Annotated in this window: 21 protein-coding genes; 14 read left to right on the top strand and 7 right to left on the bottom strand. The window is 74.0% G+C overall.

Going from position 1 to position 21,988, the window contains the following annotated elements; genetic code table 11:
- Positions 1-87: 87 nt before the first annotated feature.
- The gene (locus AB0A69_RS10260) at positions 88-1,575 is read right to left on the bottom strand and encodes an aminopeptidase P family protein (RefSeq protein ID WP_361417906.1); all 1,488 of its coding nucleotides are present in this window, start codon (positions 1,573-1,575) and stop codon (positions 88-90) included.
- Between the two features lie 265 nt (positions 1,576-1,840).
- On the opposite strand from AB0A69_RS10260, the gene AB0A69_RS10265 reads away from it, so the two are divergent.
- The 4 genes from AB0A69_RS10265 (at position 1,841) to AB0A69_RS10280 (ending at position 5,537) form a co-directional block, all read left to right on the top strand.
- Positions 1,841-2,317 carry a YbaK/EbsC family protein gene (locus tag AB0A69_RS10265; protein WP_361417909.1) on the top strand — a complete coding sequence of 159 codons (477 nt, stop codon included), beginning with the start codon at positions 1,841-1,843 and terminating at the stop codon, positions 2,315-2,317.
- A 55-nt stretch (positions 2,318-2,372) separates the two neighbouring features.
- Entirely contained in the window at positions 2,373-2,504 is a 132-nt protein-coding gene (locus tag AB0A69_RS10270; protein WP_361417912.1) for a hypothetical protein, read from the top strand.
- 54 nt (positions 2,505-2,558) lie between these two features.
- Complete coding sequence (locus AB0A69_RS10275; protein WP_361417915.1) at positions 2,559-3,491, top strand: transaldolase family protein; 933 nt, start codon at positions 2,559-2,561, stop codon at positions 3,489-3,491.
- 69 nt (positions 3,492-3,560) lie between these two features.
- Positions 3,561-5,537, top strand: a complete 1,977-nt coding sequence (locus tag AB0A69_RS10280; protein ID WP_361417918.1) for a helix-turn-helix domain-containing protein — start codon at positions 3,561-3,563, stop codon at positions 5,535-5,537.
- Here the strand turns inward: AB0A69_RS10280 and AB0A69_RS10285 are convergent.
- Entirely contained in the window at positions 5,513-6,877 is a 1,365-nt protein-coding gene (locus tag AB0A69_RS10285; RefSeq protein WP_361417921.1) for a transposase, read from the bottom strand. The two genes, AB0A69_RS10280 and AB0A69_RS10285, sit on opposite strands and share 25 nt — an antisense overlap.
- Before the next feature lie 311 nt (positions 6,878-7,188).
- Here AB0A69_RS10285 and AB0A69_RS10290 point away from each other — a divergent pair, with 311 nt between their 5' ends.
- Complete coding sequence (locus AB0A69_RS10290) at positions 7,189-8,862, top strand: class I adenylate-forming enzyme family protein (RefSeq protein ID WP_361417924.1); 1,674 nt, start codon at positions 7,189-7,191, stop codon at positions 8,860-8,862.
- Here AB0A69_RS10290 and AB0A69_RS10295 read toward each other — a convergent pair.
- Complete coding sequence (locus AB0A69_RS10295; protein WP_361417927.1) at positions 8,837-10,135, bottom strand: M6 family metalloprotease domain-containing protein; 1,299 nt, start codon at positions 10,133-10,135, stop codon at positions 8,837-8,839. The two genes, AB0A69_RS10290 and AB0A69_RS10295, sit on opposite strands and share 26 nt — an antisense overlap.
- 211 nt (positions 10,136-10,346) lie before the next feature.
- Here AB0A69_RS10295 and AB0A69_RS10300 point away from each other — a divergent pair, with 211 nt between their 5' ends.
- The 3 genes from AB0A69_RS10300 to AB0A69_RS10310 all read left to right on the top strand — a co-directional run bounded on the left by AB0A69_RS10300 (position 10,347) and on the right by AB0A69_RS10310 (position 12,937).
- The gene (locus tag AB0A69_RS10300; protein WP_361417930.1) at positions 10,347-11,252 is read left to right on the top strand and encodes a LysR family transcriptional regulator; all 906 of its coding nucleotides are present in this window, start codon (positions 10,347-10,349) and stop codon (positions 11,250-11,252) included.
- A gap of 84 nt (positions 11,253-11,336) precedes the next feature.
- Positions 11,337-11,900, top strand: coding sequence for a cysteine dioxygenase family protein (locus tag AB0A69_RS10305; RefSeq protein WP_361417933.1), 564 nt, complete (start codon positions 11,337-11,339; stop codon positions 11,898-11,900).
- Positions 11,900-12,937, top strand: a complete 1,038-nt coding sequence (locus tag AB0A69_RS10310; protein WP_361417936.1) for a putative sulfate exporter family transporter — start codon at positions 11,900-11,902, stop codon at positions 12,935-12,937. The genes AB0A69_RS10305 and AB0A69_RS10310 overlap by 1 nt, the downstream gene beginning before the upstream one ends.
- 15 nt (positions 12,938-12,952) lie before the next feature.
- Here AB0A69_RS10310 and AB0A69_RS10315 read toward each other — a convergent pair whose 3' ends face one another.
- Positions 12,953-13,453, bottom strand: a complete 501-nt coding sequence (locus tag AB0A69_RS10315) for a MarR family transcriptional regulator (protein ID WP_361417939.1) — start codon at positions 13,451-13,453, stop codon at positions 12,953-12,955.
- Positions 13,454-13,578: 125 nt separating this feature from the next.
- Here AB0A69_RS10315 and AB0A69_RS10320 point away from each other — a divergent pair, with 125 nt between their 5' ends.
- Positions 13,579-14,394, top strand: a complete 816-nt coding sequence (locus tag AB0A69_RS10320; protein WP_361417942.1) for a class III extradiol ring-cleavage dioxygenase — start codon at positions 13,579-13,581, stop codon at positions 14,392-14,394.
- Positions 14,395-14,446: 52 nt separating this feature from the next.
- A complete protein-coding gene (locus AB0A69_RS10325) occupies positions 14,447-16,708 on the top strand; it encodes a VCBS repeat-containing protein (RefSeq protein ID WP_361417945.1) in 2,262 nt (753 codons plus the stop codon).
- On the opposite strand, the gene AB0A69_RS10330 is transcribed toward AB0A69_RS10325, so the two are convergent.
- Complete coding sequence (locus AB0A69_RS10330; protein ID WP_361417948.1) at positions 16,705-17,238, bottom strand: N-acetyltransferase family protein; 534 nt, start codon at positions 17,236-17,238, stop codon at positions 16,705-16,707. The genes AB0A69_RS10325 and AB0A69_RS10330 overlap by 4 nt on opposite strands.
- Before the next feature lie 150 nt (positions 17,239-17,388).
- Between AB0A69_RS10330 and AB0A69_RS10335 the strand changes: the two genes are divergently transcribed.
- The 4 genes from AB0A69_RS10335 (at position 17,389) to AB0A69_RS10350 (ending at position 20,812) form a co-directional block, all read left to right on the top strand.
- Positions 17,389-18,402: a sigma-70 family RNA polymerase sigma factor gene (locus tag AB0A69_RS10335; protein ID WP_361417951.1), complete on the top strand. Its 1,014-nt coding sequence runs from the start codon at positions 17,389-17,391 to the stop codon at positions 18,400-18,402.
- A gap of 352 nt (positions 18,403-18,754) precedes the next feature.
- Positions 18,755-20,011, top strand: a complete 1,257-nt coding sequence (locus tag AB0A69_RS10340; protein WP_361418438.1) for a helix-turn-helix transcriptional regulator — start codon at positions 18,755-18,757, stop codon at positions 20,009-20,011.
- Positions 20,012-20,165: 154 nt separating this feature from the next.
- Positions 20,166-20,414: a hypothetical protein gene (locus tag AB0A69_RS10345; RefSeq protein WP_361417954.1), complete on the top strand. Its 249-nt coding sequence runs from the start codon at positions 20,166-20,168 to the stop codon at positions 20,412-20,414.
- Positions 20,411-20,812 (top strand): hypothetical protein, encoded by a 402-nt coding sequence (locus AB0A69_RS10350; protein ID WP_361417957.1) that lies wholly within the window; start codon positions 20,411-20,413, stop codon positions 20,810-20,812. The genes AB0A69_RS10345 and AB0A69_RS10350 overlap by 4 nt, the downstream gene beginning before the upstream one ends.
- Before the next feature lie 181 nt (positions 20,813-20,993).
- Here the strand turns inward: AB0A69_RS10350 and AB0A69_RS10355 are convergent, their stop codons facing one another.
- Entirely contained in the window at positions 20,994-21,473 is a 480-nt protein-coding gene (locus AB0A69_RS10355) for a GNAT family N-acetyltransferase (RefSeq protein ID WP_361417960.1), read from the bottom strand.
- A complete protein-coding gene (locus AB0A69_RS10360; protein ID WP_361417963.1) occupies positions 21,470-21,985 on the bottom strand; it encodes a hypothetical protein in 516 nt (171 codons plus the stop codon). The genes AB0A69_RS10355 and AB0A69_RS10360 overlap by 4 nt, the downstream gene beginning before the upstream one ends.
- Positions 21,986-21,988: the final 3 nt, after the last annotated feature.

Here is a 21,988-nt window from a genome sequence, read left to right on the forward strand (position 1 = left end):
CGCGGTGTGCCGCCGCACCCCCGTGACGCCGGCACACCTCACCCCGCCCGCCGCGCGCTCCGGTCGGCCGTGCGGACCTTCCCGCTCTCAGGCGCCGTCGACGCCCGGCTCCCGCGGGCCCGCCTCCCGCTGGGCGGCGAGCCACGCCTCCACCTCGTGCGACGCCGTCGGCAGCGCCTCCGTCAGCAGCCGGGAGCCGCCGGCGGTGACCAGGACGTCGTCCTCGATGCGTACGCCGATGCCGCGCAGCTCCTCCGGTACCAGCTCGTCGTGGGGCTGGAGGTAGAGGCCCGGCTCCATGGTCAGCACGTGGTTCTCGAGCAGCCTGCCGGTGCCGTAGTGCTCGGGCCGGGCGTGCCCGCAGTCGTGGACGTCGAGGCCCAGCATGTGCCCGAAGCCGTGCAGCGACCACCTGCGGTACGCCATCGTCTCCGGGTCCAGCACCTCCTCCAGGCTCCCCTTGAGCAGGCCGAGCCCGCGCAGGCCCTCGGCGAGGACCCGGTTGCAGACGGTCTGGACCTCGGCGAACTCCACGCCCGGCGCGATGGCCTCCAGGCCCGCGGTCCGCGACGCGTACACGATGTCGTACACGTCGCGCTGCGCCCGGCTGAAGGTGCCGGAGACCGGCAGGACGCGCGTCACGTCGGCCGTGTAGCAGTGGACGTTCTCCACGCCCATGTCGAGGAGCAGGATCTGCCCCGGCTCCACCGCCGCGTCGTTGCGCGTCCAGTGCAGGATCGTGGAGTGGGGGCCGCCGCCGACGATGGAGCTGTAGCCGACGCCGTTGCCGGCGACCCGCGCACGCCAGGAGAAGACGCCCTCGATGTACCGTTCGGACGTCGGGGCGTCGGGCCGCAGCCGCCGGGCGACGTCCTCGAAGCCGAGCACGGTGGCGTCGACCGCGTCCTGGATCTGCGCGATCTCCCACTCGTCCTTCTCCAGGCGCAGTTCGGACAGCACGCTCGCGAGCAGCGCGTCCCGCTCCTTGTTGTCGGGCGTGACGGGCAGCGCGCCGCGCTCCATGCCGCCGTCGATGCCGGTGTCGTACCCGCGCAGCACCCGCAGCCGCTCCGAGGACGCCACCGAGGCGAGGACCCGAGGCAGTTCGCCCAGCGGGCGCGTCTCGATCTCGAAGAGGACGGACTTCTCGCGCGGCGAGTAGCGCCGGCCGTGCCAGATCTCACCGTCCATCCGGTCGAGGTACTGGGCACTGGTCGAGGCGTCCGAACGCGGCTGCGCGTACAGCACGGCGTCGTGCCCGGTGGCCGTCGGGTGCAGCACGAGCACCGAGTTGGGCTCCTGGTCGCCGGTCAGCCAGAGGAAGTCGCTGCCCGCGCGGAACTCGTACGGCGCGCCGAAGGTGCGGGAGCGGATGTTCCCCGTGGGGATCACCAGGGTGTCGCCCGGGAAGGCCGCGGAGAGCAGCGCCCGGCGCCGGGTCAGCTGCTTGACGTGGGGGACCGGGGCGACGTCGGCCTCGTCCTCGCTCCAGCCGGTCGTCATCAGGTCCAGAAACTTCCCGGGGATGGCCCGGTCGTGCGTTCCCGACGTCTCTTCCCGCCCGATGTTGCCCATGGTGTGTCCCTCTTCCGCTGTCGGGGTCTGACGCTGCGCGCAACTCAACAGGCGGGCACCGCCGTGGGCGCGGCCCGCACATTTCCTGTAGAGAAATAACTCTTATCGGTGGCCAGGAAACTAGCGACGTCGCTTCGAGCGTGTCAAGGTGTTCACAGGCCGTCAGGACACCGGGCGGACAGGGGGCGGACGCGGGGCGGCCCGACGTCAACCGGCCGCTCTGACCGGCCGGTTGTGGGCCTGGCCCGTACGGATGGAGTCTGCTGTGCACGAACGAGTACGTCGCGTCAGCGCGGTCCTGCGCGAGAACGGCGGTTCCGCCGAGATCGTCGAGCTTCCGGCCCCCGCCCCCACCGCCGCGGCGGCCGCGGCCCAACTCGGCTGCCCCGTGGGCGCGATCGCCAACAGCCTCGTCTTCCTGGCCGACGGCGCCCCGGTGCTCGTGCTGGCCGGCGGGGACCACCGCGTCGACACCCGGCTGATCGCCCCCGTCCTGGGTGTCGCCCGCAGCAGGATCAAGCGCGCCGACCCCGACGCCGTCCTCGCCGCGACGGGGCAGGAGGTCGGCGGCGTGGCGCCCGTCGGCCATCCGCGGCGCCTGCGCACGCTGGTGGATGTCGCTCTCGACGCGTACCACCATGTTTGGGCCGGTGCCGGCATGCCGCACACCGTTTTCCGTACGACGTTCACCGAGCTGCTGAAGCTCACCGGCGGCGAGGCCGTGGTGGTCTCCGAGGGGTGAGGCGGCGGTCGCGTACGCGATGCGCTTGCGCGAGCGGAGCGGCACTCTCTTTTATATGCTCCGGCACAAAGTGCGCCGCTGGATCGCCGAGTCCGTGCGCTACCTGTGGCGCCGCTCGGACTACTCCGCCGCGCAGGTACGGGGGTGGGTGCGGCTGGACGCGGACATCGAGCCGCCCGCGACCTGACGGAGTCCCCGGACATCCGCCCGCGCGGCGCGGCCGCCCGCCTACCGTCGTGCGGTGATCAGTGCGCGGGCCGAACGGTGCCTCAGGGAGCTGGCCGCCGAGGGGGTCCAGCCATGGCTGGTGCCGGCGTCGTCGCGGACGCCGGACATCGCTGCGGTACGGCGCCGGTTCGGCGGGCTCAGCCTTCCGCGCGGTGTTCCGCTCGACGCGGTGCGGGCGGCGTGCGACGGGCTTCTCGACGTGCCCGGGGCGCCGGGCCCGCAGTGGGGGTTCGTGGCGGTCGCGGTCGCGGTGGAGCCGCCGTCGGCGTCGGGGCCACGGCCGGGACCGGAGTCGGGGCCGCTGGTCGCCGCCGCGCGCATGGTGTGCGCCGGGGTCGACCGGCCCAACCTGCTGGTGCGCCTGCCGGCCACGCGGGCCGGCCGGGCGGCCGCGGCGGCGTGCCTCGCGGAGGGCATCGGGGTGCAGTCCACGGGGGTCCACTCGGCGGAGCACTACGCGGCGGTCCTGGACGCGCACCTCGCGGGCCTGGAGCGGGCGTTGGCCCGCGGGGTGGACGTGGCCGGCGTCGCGACGGCGGCCTCCTGCCCCGTGGGGCCGCTGGACGCGGCGGTCAACGCCCGGCTCGACCGGCTGCCGGGCGGCGCCGGGCGCGCGCTGCGGGACACCGCGGGCCAGGCCACCGCCCGCCTGCTGCACCGCACGCGCGAGGAGCGGCTCTGCGGCGCGCGGTGGCGGGCGCTGCGGGCGGCGGGGGCCCGGCCGCCGATGCTGGTCTGGACGGGGACCGGGCCCGCGCACGTGCCCGCCCTGGTCGGCTGGAACACCGTGCACGCCCTGACCCTCGACACCCTGGAAGCGGCGGCCGAGCGGGGCGGCCTGGGCGGCGACACCCTCCTCGGCCGCCACCGGGACGCCGAGCGCGTCCTGCGGGACCTCGCGGACCTGGGGGTTCGGGCGGCGTCCGGCTGTCCGGACGCTTGTTGACCAATCCCCGGGGGCGGTCTACGTTGCCCATCGGCCGGGATCTTCCCGGCCCGGGGGAGGGTCCGGGACATGCTGCCGGGGGGCAGGCCGCTCGACGGGTACGCGTTCGCCATGCTCGACCTGCTGGCCGCGGAAGCGCCCGCCGAGCGCCTCGAGGACGTCGTACGGCAGGCCCGCGCGGCCGGTGCCACCGATGACGAACTGGCCCGGGTGGCCGCGGCGAAGGACCGGGCGCTGTCCGTGCGGCGGCTGTTCAGCCGGCGCCGGCAGCGCGAGGCGGGCCTCTCCGCACTGGTCGACACCGCGCGCGACCTCACCCTCCCGTACAGCGTGGACACCCTGCTCAAGGTCATCACCCGGCGGGCCCGGCTCCTGCTCGGCCTCGACATGTCCTGGGTGAGCCTCCACGACGCCGAGGACGGTCTGTCGCACGTACGGGCCGCGGACGGCCACGCCTCGGCGATCACCGTGGGGTTCACGGTCCCGGCGGGAGGCGGCGTCGGCGCGCACGCGCAGCAGCGGTCCGCGCCGTTCTGGACCCCCGACTACCTGAACGACGACGGGTTCACGCACAACGAGACGATCGACGGGGTGGTGCGCACCGAAGGGCTGCACGCCATCCTCGCCGTGCCCCTGCAGCACGAACGGGCCACGTTCGGCGTGCTGTACGTCGCGGACCGCGCCGTCCGGCACTTCGCGCCCGACGAGATCTCCCTGATGACGTCGCTGGCCGACCTCGCGGCCGTCGCCATCGAGCGGACCCGGCTGCTGGAGCGGGTCCGGACGGAGGTCACCGAGCTGGAGCGGGACACGACCCGGGCCCGGAACTCCTCCGCCGACGCGGCCAGGCTGCACGGCACCCACAGCGGCCTCATCGACCTGGTGCTGGGCGGCGCCGGCCTGCCCGCCCTGCTGGACCGGGCCGCGGCCGAACTGGACGGCGCCCTGCTGGTGCGGGACACCGTCGGCGAGCCCCTCGCCCGCAGCGCCGGCTTCCCGGCCGGGACGGCCGAGGAGCGGCTCGACCGGGCGTGCTTCGACGCGCACGCCGAGCGGGGCCCCGTGCGGTGCGCGGACGACCTGTGGGCGTGCCCGGTCACCGGCGGCACGGAGAACCTCGGCACGCTCGTCCTGCACCGCACGGCCCCGGCAGCCCCCGACACGCAGGTGCGGTTGCTCGCGCTGGTCGCCCAGACCGTCGCCGTCCTGCTGCTGATGCAGCGCAGTACGGCGGTGGCCGAGGGCCAGGTCCGCGACGAGCTGTTCCACGCCCTGCTCCACGCCTCCCCGCTGTCGCCGGGACACCTGGCCGCGCAGGCCCGGCGGCTCGCGGTCGACCTCGCCGAGCCGCACGTCGTGGTGGTGGCCCGGCCCGAGGGCGGGTCGCAGGGCCGGGCGGTGGTGTGGGCGTCGTCGTACGCGCACCGGATGGCGGGGCTGAAGTACGCGGACGGCGGCCGCATCGCGCTGCTGCTGCCGGGGCGCGACCCCGGTGCCGCCGCCGAGGCGGTGTCCCGCGAGTTGTCCTCGGTGCTGGGCCACCCGGTGACGGCCGGCGCGGCGGGCCCGGTCACCGGACCCGAGGCCGTCCGGCGCACCCACCGGGAGGCGCAGCGCTGCCTCGACGCGCTCACGGCGCTCGGCGGCACCGGCGGTACGGCGTCACCGCGTGAACTCGGCTTCCTGGGCCTCCTGTTGTCCGACCAGCACGACGTCGACGGGTTCGTCCGCACCGCCATCGGCCCCGTACTGCACTACGACGGCCAGCAGTCCACCGAGCTCCTGCGCACGCTGGAGTGCTACTTCACCTCCGGCAGCAGCCCCACCCGGGCGGCCGAGCTGCTGCACGTCCACCCGAACACCGTCTCCCGGCGGCTGGAGCGGATCACCGAACTGCTCGGCGCGGACTGGCAGGAGCCCGCACGGGCGCTGGAGGTGCAGCTGGCGCTGCGGCTCCAGCGGGCCCGGCACACACTGGTCCCCGGCGGACCGGACGGCCCCGGCGGTGGGCGGAGCCGGCATCAGGCGGGCACCCCCGTGGCGTAGGCATCCAAGGCGCCCGGGTACGCCGACCGGCTTCCGTCGGCCAGGATCCGTGCCGCGTGCGCCACCGAGGCGAGCGTGATGTGCCGGTGCCAGCCGTGGAACGAACGGCCCTCGAAGTCCCGCAGGCCCACCTGCCCGCCCACCGCCAGACCGTCCGCCGCCACCCGCCGGCACAGCTTCGTCAGCCGCAGCAGCGCGGGCACGGGCGTGCGGTCCATGCCGGTCAGCCAGAACTCCGCCGGCGGGCGACGCGGGTCGTGCCACTCCCCGAGCAGCAGCAGCCCCCGGGACCGCGCCGCCCCGCCGGGGCGACCGGGCCGCGGTCGTACCGGTCCGGCGGCATCGGGCAGCGCCACGCGCGCGGCCACCACCAGGGAACCGCGCACGGTGGCCGCACCCCCCTCGGGCGACGCCCACCGCACCGGCCGGCGCAGCGCCTTGACGGAGTCGAGGATCTGGTGGGCGGTCAGCCGGCTCGCGCCGAAGCCGGGCATCGACGGATCGGCCACGGTGAGGCCCGTGGTCGCGGGGATCCGCATCAGCAGCGGCACGTCGGCGGCTGCGAACCGCAGCACGGCCGCCCGCACCTCCGCGGCCGCCCGCACCTCCGTGGCCGCCCGCACCTCCGTGGCCGCGCGGTCCTCCGCGGCCGCGCTGCCGAGGACCACCGGCGTGCGCGGCAGGCCCCACGACGGCATGGAGTCCAGGACCGCCGCGGCGGCGCCCTCCTCCAGCGTCTCCTCCACCGCCTCCTCGGGGATGTCCGCCCGGCGGCGGCGCTCCGTCTCGCGCAGCCAGTGCGGCGGCAGGTGCAGCCGCCAGTTGACCGGGGCGCTCATCTCCTCGGAGGCGAACCACACCCCGAAGGCCCGCTGGCCGCCGGCCGACTGGCCGGGCCGCGGCGTGCACCCGCGGTCCACGCCCACCGAGTGCTCGCCGACCTTGGGGATGGACATCGGCTGGACGACCCACGCCTGCGGCGGCATGACGTGCTGCAGGTGGCGGGCGAGGGCCGCGCGCATCGCCGCCCAGTCCCACGTGGAGTCCGTGATGAAGTGGTGCAAGCCCTGTTCGGCGGCGGAGCCGCCGACGACACGGGCGATGTTGCGCATGGACTTGCGGCCGTCGACCGCGAGCAGCCCGCGCACGTACTGCTCCGCCCTGCGGCGCTGGTCCTTCCTGCGCAGGACCGGGGGGAACAGGGCGCCGGCCAGCTCCGCCACCACGCGCTCCGGCCCCGCCCCGGCCCGCCCGTACCCGGGCTCGTACCCGTACCCGTGCCCGTGCCCGTGCCCGTATCCGCGTCCGTCCTCGTATCCGTATCCGTGGACAGCTCTCATCACCACGCCCCCTGTTCCGCCTCCGTGGCGTCACCGAACCGGGAGCCAGCCTGGTCGCCGGGCGCCCGCGCCGAGGAGGTGGCACGGGGACCCGATCGCCGCCCGCAGCGGTGGCCGGACCACCACGGGAGGGGCCCACGGCCGGCCGGTACGGGTCGGGGCCGGCGACCGGGGTGTGGTGGGACCACCACCATGGGTCCGCGACGGAGCGGCCGAAAATGAGTGGCATCTACATGCACTTGCTTGACGGGGTGGTGCAGTCACGCATAGCGTCGCCGACAGAGGCTGAGCAAGCGCTTAGGAGGGCGAGGGTGTCACACCCCGAACGGTCCACGGACGACCCGGCCGCCGCGTTGACCGCGCCCGGCGCGCCCTTCGCCGTCACGGCGGGCGAGGACGGCCGGCTCGTGTACGCCGCCGGGCCGCGCACCCTGCGCGAGGTCGTCGAGGTCACCTGGGCCCACGGGGAGCGGCCGTTCCTCGTCGCCGAGAGCCGGAGCTACACGTACGCGGAGTTCTTCGCGGCCGCCTGCGCGCTCGCCCGGCGGCTGACCGGGGTGTACGGGCTGCGCCGCGGCGACCGGGCCGTCGTCGCGATGCGCAACCACCCCGAGTGGCAGATCGCCTTCTGGGCGGCGCAGCTGGCCGGTCTCGTCGCCGTACCGCTGAACGCCTGGTGGACCGAGGAGGAGTTCGCGTACGCCCTCGACGACTGCCGGCCGGGCGTGCTGCTGGTCGACGGGGAGCGGGTCGCGCGCGTACGCGAGTGGGCGCGGGGCGCGGGCGTGCCCGGGGTGGTCTTCCACGGCGGTTCCGGCCCCGGCGACGCGGCGGACGGGTTCGAGCGGTACGAGGACCTGCCCGCGCCCGATCCGGCGCTCGGCCCGCCGGACGTGGAGGTCCGGCCGGAGGACGACGCCACCATCATCTACACCTCCGGCACCACCGGCCGCCCCAGGGGGGCGGTCGCCACGCACCTCGCGCAGGCCGGGGCCGCGATGAACCCGCGCTACCAGGCGGCGGACGCCGCGCTGCGGCGCGGCGAGGTGCCGGGGCTGGGGCCGGCGCCCGTGACGCTGATGACCTTCCCCTTCTTCCACGTCGCGGCGTTCACGGCGTTCTACTCCGCCATGGCGACCGGCGGCACGCTGGTGCTCCTGCGCAAGTGGGACGCGGCCAAGGCCCTGGAGCTGATCCACGCGCACGGGGTCACGCACTACGCCGGGGTCCCGGCGACCGCCCTGCAGCTCCTCGACGCGGCGGAGGAGAGCGGGCGGGGCCTCGGCCCCCTCACGCATCTCAACACCGGTGGCTCCGCCGCCCCGCCCAGCCTGGTCGCCCGCTGCCCCGCCGGCGTCGAGCCCCGCAACGGCTACGGCCTCACCGAGACCAGCGGCGGCGTGCTCGCCACGTACGGGGACGAGTACCGCCGCTTCCCCGGCGCCGCGGGCCGGCCGACGCCCGTGACCGAGGTGCGGGTCGCGGGCCCGGACGGGCGGCCGCTGCCCGACGGCGAGGTCGGCGAGCTCTGGCTGCGCGGCCAGACCCTGGTGCGCGGCTACTGGGGCGACGACAAGGCGACGGCCGGGGCGTTCACGGCCGACGGCTGGCTGCGCACCGGCGATCTGGCGACGGTCCACGACGGGCGGGTCAGCGTCGTCGACCGGCTCAAGGACATGGTCATCCGCGGCGGCGAGAACGTGTACTGCGTCGAGGTCGAGGCCGCGCTGCACGCCCACCCCGACGTGCTGGAGGCGGCGGTGCTCGGCGTCCCGCACCCCGTGCTCGGCGAGGAGGTCGCCGCCGTGGTCCGGCTCCGGGCGGGGGCCGGGGCGGGCGCCGAGGAGCTGCGGGCGCACGCGGCGCGGAGCCTGGCCGCCTTCAAGGTGCCCGCCCACGTCCTCGTGCAGGACGGGCCGCTGCCCCGCAACGCCACGGGGAAGGTGCTCAAGCGGGAGCTCAGGACGTGGTTCCCGAGCGGGTGACGCGGATGCGGTAGGTGCCGGAGCGGCGGTTCTCGGCCAGCACCGTGATGCGTATGCCGTTCTCCCGGTCGACGAAGGACTCGCCCGGCCGGAAGGGCGCGTCCGAGAGCTCCGCGTGCACGTTGGGGCGGCGCGTGCAGCCGCCGCTGTCGCGGTCGCTGTCCAGGACGGTGACCGGGCCCTCGCCGGTGTTCACGTCCGACCGTACGTGGTAGATGAGGACGCCCGGCTCGCAGACCGCCTCGTCGTTGCCGTCCCGGGTGCGGACCTCGACCGCGTACCCCGTCTCCTCCGTCAGAGGTATGACCGCGAGCTTGGTGCCGTCGCCGCGGAGGGGGAGCGGGGCGAGGTCGTAGACCCGGCTGCCGGGGGCGGCGGCGCACCGCACCTGGTCGTTGTCGAGCCAGCCGAGCTTCCACTTGTGCCAGCCCAGCAGGTCGTTGTTGGCACCCCAGTCCTCGGACATGATGTCCCAGTGCCCGACCGCGCCGCCGCCCTCGGCCGTGTAGAGGTCGGGCAGGCCGAAGACGTGGCCGTTCTCGTGCGGCAGGACGCGGTAGCCCGTCTCGTGGTACGTGCCGGAGCCGTCGTCCTGGCGGCTGTAGACGAAGGACGTGTGGGCGAGCGGGGTGCCGTCCGCGTGCGGGGCCTCGGTGTTGCCGGAGAAGGTGACGGACAGGACGGTGTCGAGCGCGGAGGGCCCGGCGTTGGGCGTGACCAGGATGTTGACCAGGTCGTACGCGCTGAAGTCGACCTTCGGATCGGCGGCCGCCACGATGTCCTCGACGAGCTTGCGGTAGCCCGGCTCGTACGGCGAACCGCGCTCTATGCCGTACTCGGCGAACGGCATCGGCATCCGCAGCCAGTCGGGGAGGGGCGCCTCGGGCCGGTAGACGAGCCGCCCGTACGAGCTGACGCGGAACCAGTCGGAGGTCTGCGGGAAGAACTCGGCGTACCGCTCCATCGCCGGGCCCTCGCCGGGCGCGTCCGGGAAGTCGATCATCAGGTTGAGGGCGCGTACCTCGCCGGTGGAGCGGGCGTAACCGGACGGGGTGGGGATGCCCTCCGACATCTGTACGCCCACGGTGGCCGAGATGCGGCACGGGCCGAGGGCGGCGAGCTCGTCGGTGGCGTTCTCGGCGGCGACGGGGCCCGCGGAGGCGCGGGAGGGGTCCGGGAGGGTCGAGCTCGCCGTGGCCAGCGTGGCGAGGGCGAGCGTGGTGGCCGCCCCGAGGGCGACCGGTCTGCGTATCCGCCGGCGCGTCCGCTCCATAGGTGCTGATCGCCTTCGGTCCGCGGCAGGCGGCCGGTTCCGCGCTGCGCTCTTGTCCGATCAGCCTGGGCCGGACGGGGCGCGGGCGCGCGCCGGGTGGCCCGATCGTGGGTTTTTCCGCGGACGGGTGAGGGGCGGGGGGCTGTACGGGTTGCGGAAACGGCCGGGAACGGTCCTTTCCCGCCCCCAATTTCTCCTTATGCTTTCGACCGTGTTCGATTCCCGGTACATCAAGACCTTCCACGAGGTCGTCCGCACCGGTTCGTACACCGCAGCCGCCCGCACCCTCGGCTACACCCAGCCGGCCGTCAGCCAGCAGATGAAGGCGCTGGAGCGGGACGTCGGCACACCGCTGTTCACCCGCGTCGGCCGCGGCCTGCGCCTCACCGAGGCGGGCCAGGCCCTCACCCGCCACACCGCCACCATCCTCGACACCCTCGCGGCCGCGCAGGAGCAGATCGACGCCATCGCGCGCCTGCGCTCCGGGCGCGTACGGGTGTGCGCCTTCCCCAGCGCGGGGGCGACGATCCTGCCCGAGGCGATGGCCCGGATGACGGAGGAACACCCCGGGATCCGCATCGAGCTGACGGAGGCCGAGCCGCCGGAGTCGCTGCGGATGGCCGCGCGGGGCGAGTGCGACATCACGCTGGCCTTCACCTACCCCGGCCTGCGCGCCGAGGTCCCGGACGAACTCGCCGAGTACAAGCTCCTGGAGGACCCGCTCACGGTGCTCCTGCCCACCGGCCACCCCCTGGCCCGGCGCCGCGCGGTCCACGTCGGCGACCTCCGGCACGAGCGGTGGATCGCCGGCTGCGCCCGCTGCCGCGCGAACTTCCTGCACGTCTGCGCCGAGGAGGGCTTCACCCCCGACATCGCCTGCACGACGGACGACAACCTGGTGCTGCAGAGCCTGGTGGCGGCGGGGATCGGCGTCGCGCTGGTCCCGGCGCTGGTGCTGTCGTTCCTGTGCCACGCGAAGGTCACCGGCCGCATGGTCGAACCGCACACCCGCCGCCAGGTGTACGCGTACGTCCTCCGCGACCACCTGCGGATCCCCGCCACCGCGTTGGCGCTGGAGGCGATCGTCACCGCGGCGGAGGCCAAGGTCGGCTGCTGAAGCCGCCTTCCATAAGGGGGAGTTGGCCCCCCGGCAACGAACCCTCCTTGGACGGGCCCGGCCCGGCGGCCGGACGCTGCCGCCATGACGACCACCCCCCTCACCTCCCCGGAACCGACGGCCACCGCCCGTCTGCGTACGCTCGTCGGCGAGGTGCGCGCCGCCGCGGCCCGGGGCCTGCCGCCCGGGCCGACGGCCCGGCTCGTGGCCGAGCGCCTCGCCCCGCACCTCGGCGCGTCCGACCTGCTCACCGACGCCCAGTGCGAGGGCGACCCCGCCCGGTACCGCCAGCACGTGCTGCACGCCGAGCCCGACGGCTCCTTCTCGCTCGTCGCCCTCGTCTGGCTGCCCGGCCAGGCCACGCCGGTCCACGACCACGTGGCGTGGTGCGTGACCGGGGTCCACCGGGGCGAGGAGCACGAGCGCCGCTTCCGGCTCGTGCCGGACGGCGCTGCGGCGCGGCTGGTCGCCACCGAGGACGTGGTCAACGCGCGGGGCACGGTCGCCGCGCTCGCGCCGCCCGGCGACATCCACCTCGTACGCAACGGCGGCACCGAGACCGCCGTGTCCCTGCACGTGTACGGCGCCGACATCACGCGGCTCTCCACGAGCATCCGGCGCGTCTACCGGCTGCCGGTGGACGCGTGATGACCCTCCTCGGCGCGCGGACGGCTCCCGTCGCCCTGACGGCCGGGCCGCTGCCCGGGCTGGCACTCGCCGCCGGGGGAGTGGGCGCCGCCTGGCTGGTGCACCGCGCGCTGCCCTCCGTACCGATGCTCACCGCCGCGGTCGTCCTGGGCGTCGCCGCCGCGCACGCTCCGGGGCTGCGCACCGCCGTACGCGGCCGGGGCCGGTGCAGGACCGGGCTGGCCCTGGCCGCCCGGCGGCTGATGCGGCTCGGGGTGGTGCTGCTCGGGCTGAAACTGAGCCTGTCCGACGTGCTGGGCCTCGGCTGGCGCACGGTCGCGATGGTGTTCGCCGTCGTGGCCGCCACCTTCGGTGGCACCTGGTGGCTGGGCCGCCGGCTGCGGCTCCCCGGCGACCAGCCGGTGCTCATCGCCGCGGGGTACGCGATCTGCGGGGCCTCCGCGATCGGCGCGGTGGGCGCCGTGCGCGACAGCGACGAGGACGACGCGGCCGCCGCCGTCGCGGTGGTGACGCTGTGCGGGACGCTCGCCATCGCCGTACTGCCGCTGCTCCAGGGCCCCTTGGGCCTGACGGACCAGCAGTTCGGGCGGTGGGTCGGCGCCGGGGTCCACGACGTGGGCCAGGTGGTGGCCGCGGCCCAGACCGCCGGCCCGGCCGCCCTCGGCGAGGCCGTCCTGGTCAAACTCCTGCGGGTGGCGCTGCTGGCCCCGCTGGTGGCGGCCCTGGTCGTCGCCGCACGCCGCCACGACCCGCGCCCCACCCCCGACGGCCGCCGCCCCCCGCTGGTCCCGCTCTTCGTCGCCGGTTTCCTCGCCATGGTGGCGCTCCGCACCACGGGCCTGCTCCCGGGCCCCGCCCTCACGGCCGCCGCGACGGCCCAGGAACTGCTCCTCACCGCCGCCCTGTTCGCCCTCGGCACCGCGGTCCACCTCCCGACCCTGGCGACCCGGACGGGCGCGCGCATGGCGACGCTGGGCCTCGCGGCGTGGGTGCTGGTGGCGACGGCGGCGTACGCGGGGGTGGCGCTGACGGGCTAGGGGGTGTCCTGCTGGTCAGCGCCGCCAGGGCAGGTCCGCCCCCGGCTCCGAGGGCTGGAGCCCCTCCGCCATCAGCCGCATGATCTCGCCGAGCTGCTCGACCTGCTCGGGGCTGAGCCGGTCGAACATGGCCTGCCGTACGGCGGCGACATGGCCGGGGGCGCTGCGCTTGAGGACCTCGTAGCCCTCGTCCGTCAGGTAGGCGTTCTGGCCCCGCTTGTCGGAGGGGCACTCCTCGCGGCGCACCCAGCCGCTCCGCTCCAGGCGCGCGATGGCGTGGGAGAGGCGGGATCGGGTGATCTTGGCGTCCTTGGCGAGCTCGGTCATGCGCATCCGGCGGCGCGGTGCCTGGGAGAGCTGGACGAGGAGGCCGTAGTAGATGTGCGGCATACCGGCGTCGCGCTGGAGCTGGCGGTCGAGGTGGTCCTCCAGCAGCGTGGTGGCGTGCAGATAGGCGCGCCAGACGCGCTGCTCGTCGTCGCTGAGCCAGCGCGGGCCGTCGTGGTCGTCGCTCATGCGTCCCACTCTACTTCTCTTGAAAGTTTAACTAGATAGCTGTTACGGTCGGGTCGTGTAGAGCTTTAAGTTTCAAGTAATGATCCGGCGTAAGGTCGGAACCATCGACCCGGGAGTCGATCGTCATGGCTCGGATGCCCGCCCTCTACCTCTCCCACGGCGCGCCGCCCCTCGCCGACGACCCCGTCTGGCCCGGTGAGCTCGCCGCCTGGTCCGCCCGCCTGCCCCGGCCCGCCGCGATCCTCGTCGTCTCCGCCCACTGGGAGGAGGCCCCGCTGGCGCTCGGCGCGACCACGACCGTGCCGCTCGTGTACGACTTCTGGGGCTTCCCCGCGCACTACTACCAGGTCCGGTACGCCGCCCCCGGCGCACCGCACCTCGCCGAGGCCGTACGCAAACTGCTCCGCGGCCCCGGCACCCCCGTACAGGACATCCCCGACCGGGGCCTGGACCACGGGGCGTACGTGCCGCTCGTCGAGATGTACCCGGACGCCGACATCCCCGTCCTGCAGATCTCCATGCCGACGCTCGACCCGGCGGCGCTGATGGACATCGGACGCAAGCTGGCGCCGCTGCGCGACGAGGGCGTACTGATCGTCGGCAGCGGGTTCTTCACGCACAACCTGGCGGCGCTGCGCCACCAGGGCGTGCCGGGCTGGTCCGCGGAGTTCGACGAGTGGGGCCGCCTCGCCCTGGAGGCCGGCGACGTGGACGCGCTGCTCGACTTCACGCGCACGTCCCCGGCCGGGAGGCTCGCGCACCCGCGCACCGAGCACTTCGCCCCGCTGTTCGTCACGCTGGGCGCCGCGGACGCGACGGCGGACCTCACCGCCGGGCGGAGCGTGATCGAGGGGTTCTGGATGGGCCTGGCGAAGCGGTCGCTCCAGTTCGGTGAAAGTGCGGGTGACGCGTACAACCTCCCTCCCGCCTCATCGGTCTGAGCGATCAGTGCGCACTGGTGTGCGTACCGCTCGCTCATCAGGAGGGACTTACTTGTCTTCCGTACGCACCACCCGACGCCGGCTCGGTGCCTCCGTCGCCACCGTCCTCGCCGTGACGGTCGGTGCCGGCGTCCTCGCCGCGCCCGGCGCCGTGGCCGCTCCGGCAGCCGCTCCCGTGGCCGCCGCTGAGGCCGGGGTCACCACCGCCGCCGTCACCGCGGCCACCCTGCCGCTCGACGCGGAGATCGTCAGCACCGGCGACACCGGCTACCTCACGTCCCGCAAGGACGACGCCGGCAATCCCGTCCTGGAGTGGCGCAGGTACGCCGACGGCTCGGTGCTGCCGATCACCACCGGCACCGTCGGCCACGGCAGCAACTCCGACATCGTCGTGACCAGCGACGGCGGCACCACGGTCTACCTGCGGGACATGGCGGACGGTGGCACCCTGTCCGCCTCCTTCGACCTCGCGGCCGAGTTCAAGCCCGGCGCGAAGCTGGTCGGCGTGGTCGGCGCGAACCTCTTCGTGCGGGTCCCGACGGGCAACCAGGACTACCACGAGCTGTGGCAGCTCACCCCGGTCGACGGCCTCGCCAGGAAGACGCTGCGCCTGGGCGGCGGTTACGGCCTCGACTTCAAGGTCGTCGCCTCCTCGAGCGACGCCATGCTCCTCCTCAGCAGCAACCGCGTGTTCCCGAGCCCGGCGACCCGCAGGACCGACTTCTGGGCGACGCGCAGGAACGTCGATCCCGACTCGACCGTCAAGGAGGGCGACAGGGCGAACACCGCCCCGTGGACCCAGGCCTCGACGGGCGCCTTCAGCGCGGACTACGAGTCCTGGGTCGAGTACCGGAGCGGGGCCGCCACGCTCCGCGTGGAGGGGGTGTACGTCCACCGGACGTACACCCTGGACAGCTCCATGAGCGGTGCCGTCATCGCCGGCGTCCTCCGGGACACGCTGCTCTACGGCGTCCCCGGCACGGCGGCGGCGGCCGGCGAGGCGCCGAGCCCGCTGTACGCGCGCAACGTCAAGAGCTCCACCGCCGAGCCGTACAAGCTGCTGGAGCACTTCTCCAGCGTGGCCCAGGCGCCGGACGGCGCCCTGCTCGTGCGCGGTGCCACGGCCGAGGCGGACGGGCTGTTCCGCATCTGGCCCGGGGACGACGGCCGCCCGACCGCCACGCTGGTGGCGGACACGGGCCGGGTCCTGCCGGTCCGGGTGACGGCGTCCAAGGTCCCCACCGCGGTGAACCTGGAGACGCCCGGCACCACGGTCCCGATGGAGTGGACCCTCTCCCGGGCGAACGCCACCGTGGACGTCACGCTCACGCACACGGCCACCGGCAGGAAGCACACCCAGCGCCTGGCGCAGCCGGTCGCCGACAAGCGCTTCGCCTTCGCCTGGGACGGCGTCCTGGACGGCGTCAGCGCCCCGAACGGTGCCTACACCTGGCAGGCCACCGCCACCCCGGCCGACGGCGTCGGCGCCCCGGCGACCGTCTCGGGGGGCTTCCAGGTCACGCGGCAGGCCAACCCGCACGACTTCAACGACAACGGTTCGACGGACGTCCTCGCGCGGGACGCCTCCGGCGTGCTGTGGCGGGACGACCTCTTCGACTGGCCGTCGGGCGGCCAGGTCAAGACCGCCCAGCGGACGAGGGTCGGTTCCGGCTGGCAGATCTACAACCAGATCGAGGCCACGGGCAACCTCGCCGGCACCCCCGTGGGCGACCTGATCGCCCGCGACACCTCGGGCGTCCTGTGGCTCTACCAGGGCAAGGGCGACGGCACCTTCACGACCCGCGGGAAGGTCGGCACCGGCTGGCAGATCTACAACAAGCTCACCGGTGGCAGCGACCTCACCGCCGACGGCCGGGCCGACCTGCTCGCCACCGACGCCTCCGGCGTGCTGTGGCTCTACAAGGGCACCGGCAGCCCGACCGCCCCCTTCGCCACCCGCGTCAAGGTCGGCGGCGGCTGGCAGATCTATAACCAGATCACCGCCGTCGGCGACATCGCGGGCGGCGCGGCCGGTGACCTCGTCGCCCGCGACTCCGCCGGCGTGCTCTGGCTCTACCAGGGCAACGGCGCGGGCGGCTTCGCCACCCGCGTCCGGATCGGCAGCGGCTGGAACGCCTTCTCCCAGCTCGTCGGCGCCGGCGACGTCACCGGCGACGGCCGCCCCGACCTGATCGCCTACGGCACGAACGGTACGTACGTCTACCGCTCGACCGGCTCGGCGACGGCCCCGTTCAGCCGGCTGACGACCACGCTGTACGCGGGCGAGGGCACCAAGTTCAACTCCGTCGCCTAGCGCTGGGGGGTCGCCCGGCCGAGCTCCTTCTCGTACCAGGCGACGTCCCAGTACCGCCCGAGCTTCCGCCCCACCTGGGTGAACGTCCCGGTGTGGCGGAAGCCGAAGCGGGTGTGGAGGCGGACCGACGCGTCGTTCGGCATCGCGATGCCCGCGTAGGCGCGGTGCACGTCCTCGCCCGCGAGGGCGTCGAAGAGCCGCTCGTACAGCAGGGTTCCGACGCCCCGGCCGACGGCCTCCGGGGCCAGGTAGACGCTGACCTCGACGGAGGTGGAGTACGCGGCCTTCGGTCGGAAGGGGCCGGAGGTCGCGTACCCGAGCGGGTGATCGCCCTCGTGGGCAACCAGAAGCCGGTGCGGGCCGTCTTCAGGGTGGGAGCGCAGCCACGGAAGGCGCTCTTCGGGGGTGAAGGGGGCCGTGTCGAATGTGATGGCCGTCTCACGTACGTAGTGGTTGTAGATCTCCGTGAGGGCGCCGATGTCGGCCTCCGCCCCCGCTCTGACCTGCAGATCCGTTCGCCCTCGCGGCATCGGCCCTCCCTCGGTGGCCCGCGAGGATACTGCAAGATCGCGAAAATGGGTGGGTGTCATGGGAATTCTGTCCTGATTCCGGTCGTTGTTTCCGTCGGATGCAGGGCACCCGGAAGGGTGTCGCGACACCTACTCAGCAAGGGAGCTCGCATGGCAACCCGTGCCGTCGCCCAACGTCAGTCGGCCGCGACCCGGTCCGCCGGGGGCGGGACCGACCGGGGCAGCAGTGCTCGCGCCGTGGGCGGGGAGATCGCCGACCGCGACCTGGTCGGCATGTATCTGGACGAGATCGCGCGCACGCCCCTGCTCGACGCCGCGAAGGAGGTCGAGCTCTCCCAGACCATCGAGGCGGGCGTCTACGCCCAGCAGATCCTCGACGGCGAGGTGGAGAGCGAGGCGGGCGGAGCGACCCGTGAGGAGCTGGAGGCGCTGGTCGCCGCGGGCGAGCGGGCGAAGGACGTCTTCATCCGGTCCAACCTGCGGCTCGTCGTCGCGGTCGCCCGGCGCTACCCGCGCAGCGGCCTGCCGCTGCTCGACCTGATCCAGGAGGGCAACGCGGGCCTGGTGCGCGCGGTGGAGAAGTTCGACTACACCAAGGGCTTCAAGTTCTCGACGTACGCGACGTGGTGGATCCGCCAGGCCATCACGCGGTCGATCGCCGACCAGTCGCGCACGATCCGGCTCCCCGTCCACCTGGTGGAGGAGCTGGGCCGCATCCGGCGCGTGCAGCGCGAGTTCAACCGTGAGCACGGCCGCGACCCGGAGCCCGCGGAGATCGCCGAGGAGCTCGGGTCCTCGGCGGAGCGCATCACCGACGTCCTCGACTGGGCGCGCGACCCCGTCTCGCTGAACATGTCGGTGGACGACGCGGGCGAGACGCAGTTCGGCGACCTGCTGGAGGACACGTCGGCGGTGTCTCCCGAGCAGTCGGTGCTGACGCTGCTGCGCAGCGAGGAGCTCGACGACCTGATCGACAAGCTCGACCACCGCACGGCCTCGATCATCCGGATGCGGTACGGCATCGAAGACGGGCGCGAGCGCACCCTCACGGAGGTCGGCAAGGAACACGGCCTCACGCGCGAGCGCATCCGCCAGATCGAGAAGCACGCGCTGCTGGAGCTGAAGCGCATGGCCCACGACACCGGCTTCGACGCGGCGGCGTAACCCTGCGGGGCGCCGCCGCGGCGCTGTCCCTGTCGCGCCGCGCTTGCGGCCCGGTGCTGGGTTCCCGGTGCGCGGTGGCTCGCGCCGGTGGGTGCGGGGCGGGTGCCGGGGGTTCCGGTGGGGGGTGGTCGGACTCTCGTTCACCGCGCTTCGCGCGAGTTCAGTCGTCTTACGTCCGACCACCCCCCACGCTCCACCCCCGACCCCCTCACGCGGGTGGTCGGTCCCTGACGGGTGGTCGTTTCCCGCGCCTGGGGGCGGGTGCGGTCGGATGTACCTCGGAGAGTCCACACGAGGAACGGGCCCGCCCCATACGCTGGCAGTGTCGAAGCCGTCAGAAGGGGGCAAGGCCTTGTCTCGCGATGGTAACCCTGACCCGTACGCAGACCCGCTCGTCTTCGGGCAGCGGCTGCACATCCTTCGGACCCGCAGAGGCATGACCCGCGAGCAGCTCGGAGGATTGGTCGGCCGCTCCGGTTCATGGGTCAAGAGCGTGGAGACAGGGCGTCTCAAGACGCCGAAGCTCGAAGTGATGCTGCGCATCGCCGAGGTGCTGCGGGTGCGGGACCTTGCCGAGCTCACCGGCAGCCAGGCCCTGCAGGTCGGCCTGTTCGCCGGTCCGGGGCACCCCCGGCTCGCAGCCGTGAAGGCCGCCGTCGACGCGTACCCCTACGGCAGTTCGGCGGACGGGCCGCCCGCGCCGACCGCGCACCTTCGGGCGCGGCTTTCCCGGGCGTGGGCAGCGCGCCACTCGGCGCCTCATCACCGAGAGGTCATCGGTGCGCTGCTGCCGGACCTCATCAGGGACGCGCAGCTTGCGGTACGCCAGGCCGACAGGGCCGGCGAGCGGCGGGCGGCTCAGGCCGTGCTCGCCGAGGTCTACTCCCTCTGTCAGTTCTTCGTGGCGTACCAGCCGGACCCCGCTCTGCTGTGGCGCGTCGCCGAGCGCGGGCTCATCGCGGCCCAGGAGAGCGAGGATCCGCATGCGATCGGCGTGGCCGCCTGGCTGGCCGCGCAGGCGCACCGCGACTCGGGCCCAGCGCACTTCGACGCGGCGGACGCCGTGAGCTTCGAGACCTTGGCGTACCTCGAACCGTTGCTGCCTGATGCCGAGGACGACGTGCTCGCCATCGCTGGAGCGCTCACTTTCGAGGCCGGGTACACGGCGGCCCGGCGTGGCGAGACGGGCGTGGCGTGGCGCTACTGGGACCAGGCGCGCGCCATGGCCGACCGACTGCCCGCCGACTACTACCACCCCGTCACGTCGTTCTCTCAGGCCATCATGGGCCCGCACGCCGTCACCATCGCCGTCGAACTCCACGCGGGAGGGGAGTCCGTACGGCAAGCCGCTGCCGCTGACGCGGTCGCCATCCCTTCTCGGCCGCGCCGGGCGCGGCACCGTATCGAAGAGGCGCGTGGCTATCAGCTCGACGGGCAGCCCGACGTCGCGCTGGCCACGCTGAACCAAGCCCATCAAGCCGCCCCGGAAACCATCAAGTACAACGGCTATGCGAAGTGCATCGTCTTGGAAGAAGTCGAGTCCAAGAGCCCTGAACGACGACGGCGAGCTTCCGAACTCGCTGTGAGACTCGGCCTGCTCGCTGCGTAACGGAGGGGGCACAATCTGTGCCCCTTCTCTGCTTTCGCTGCTCCTACGGTCGGAGATCACGGAAGACCCCGGCGACCGCGCGAACGGCCCCGGGGCGTGGCCGATCTGAACGGAGCAGACCGACGTGCGTTTCCTACCACGAGCACTCGAACGGGTGACAGCGCTGCTGGTCGGGCAGCCCGCGCCCAGCAGCCGGAGCCGCCTCGCCGCGCCGCCCGCGGCGCAGCGGCAGGGCCCGCAGCCTTGGCGCCGGTCGCCGGAGGAGTGGGGAGCTGTCCTGGCGCGGGCGCGGCAGCGGCGGGCCTTCAACGCCCCGCCGCCCGCGACCGTACCCGTACGGCTGTACGTGCTCGACCCGCAGGAGCGGGCGCGCGGGCGAGGGCTCCTGGGGGCGGGCCGGTGACGGCGGGGCGCGTGGAGACGTGGGTGCCGCCGCAGGGGCCCAACGTCGAGTTGGTGGCCGCCGGGCGCTGGTGGGACGCCGTGCGGGCGCCCTCGTTCGTCGGGGTGCGTGTCCTGGCGCGGTTGGGTGGGGACAGCGGCGCGGTGATCGAGGACGGGTTCGGAGCGACCTTCTACTGGCTCGTGCGGCCCGGTGCCGCCGACGCGTGGGAGCTGCCGGGGTCCTATGTGGCGGTCCAGGGGACGGCGACGTACGTCGCCGTGCCGCCCGTGACGCGGACGGAGGGCCCCGGACTGCGCTGGGCCGTGCCGCTCGGCAGGACGCGCTGCCTCACGGACCCGGCGCTGCTGCACGCCACCCTCGCGGCGGAGCTCGACGCCATGATCGGACCGCGATGACCGAACCCCCCGCCGGACAGCGTCTTTTCGTGCTGGGCACGCTCCTCCTGCCCTGCGAGCCGTGCTGCGGCGCCCGCATCTTCGGCGGGGGCCACGACTGCACCGGCACGACGTCGATGGGCCTCACCGGCCGGGAGATCGTGCCGGTGCGGCCGGCGCCCTGTCCCTGCGATCACCGGCCTCAGCCGGACGGCGGGCAGGGGGTGGTCAGGCTGTAGCGGAGTTTCTCCTTGGCCTTCGCGCCGAGGCGGTCGTAGAAGCGGACCGCGCCTTCGTTCCAGGCGGGCGTCTGCCACTGGATCTCGGTGATGCCAAGGTCCTGGGCCTCTGCCGCCACGGCGTCCATGAGGAGCGCGCCGATGCCGGATCCGCGGGTTCCGGACCGTACGAAGAGGCAGTCCATGTGGAGGTAGGCGGCGCCCTGCCAGGTGGAGAGCTCGGGCGCGCAGGTGGCGTAGCCGACGATCTCTCCGTCGGGTGACTCGGCCACCAGGCAGCGCAGCCGCGGTGCCGGGGTGTCGAAGAGGAGGGCGTGGAGCCGCTGCGCGAGGTCGGGGACGGGCGCCGCGGCGCGTTCGTAGGCGGCGTGCTCGGCAGCCAGTTCGACGACCCGCGGCAGGTCGGCGGGGCGTGCGCGCCGCACGGTTGCGGGGCCGGTCATCGGACGCTGCCCGTCACGGTGTCGGAGCTCCACGCGGCCAGGCGGTCGGCGATCGTGCCGCTGCCGTCGAGGACGTGCCGTGAGAACGCGTCGCGTTCATGGGCGAGGACGGCGGCTTCCCAGACGCAGGGGGCGAGTCCGGTGCGGCCCGGACGGAGCTGGTCGGGCCGGCCGGCCGGGCCGGAGAAGATCGCCAGGTCGGACATGTGTCCCTCGATCCAGGTGTGGACGAGGAGGTAGTCGCCATCGCCGCCCGCGTGCACGATCAGGACGGAGAGCCCGAGCGACCCTCGGGTACCGCCGAGTTCCAGGTGCGCCGCCGCGATCTTCAGCGCGGCGGTGACGTCCTGCTCCGTCACGGTGCGGCCCGGTGCCTGGAGCGCGTACGTCTTCACCAGGTGGCCGCCCGCCTCCCGGGTGCCCAGAGCCCGTGTGGTGCGTCCATGGTGCCCTTGGGACAAGGAGAGCAGCGCTTCCGCGTCCACCGCCGTCGGTATCTGATGGTCATTCATTCG

Source organism: Streptomyces sp. NPDC045431 (genome assembly GCF_040646655.1).
Lineage (GTDB): Bacteria > Actinomycetota > Actinomycetes > Streptomycetales > Streptomycetaceae > Streptomyces.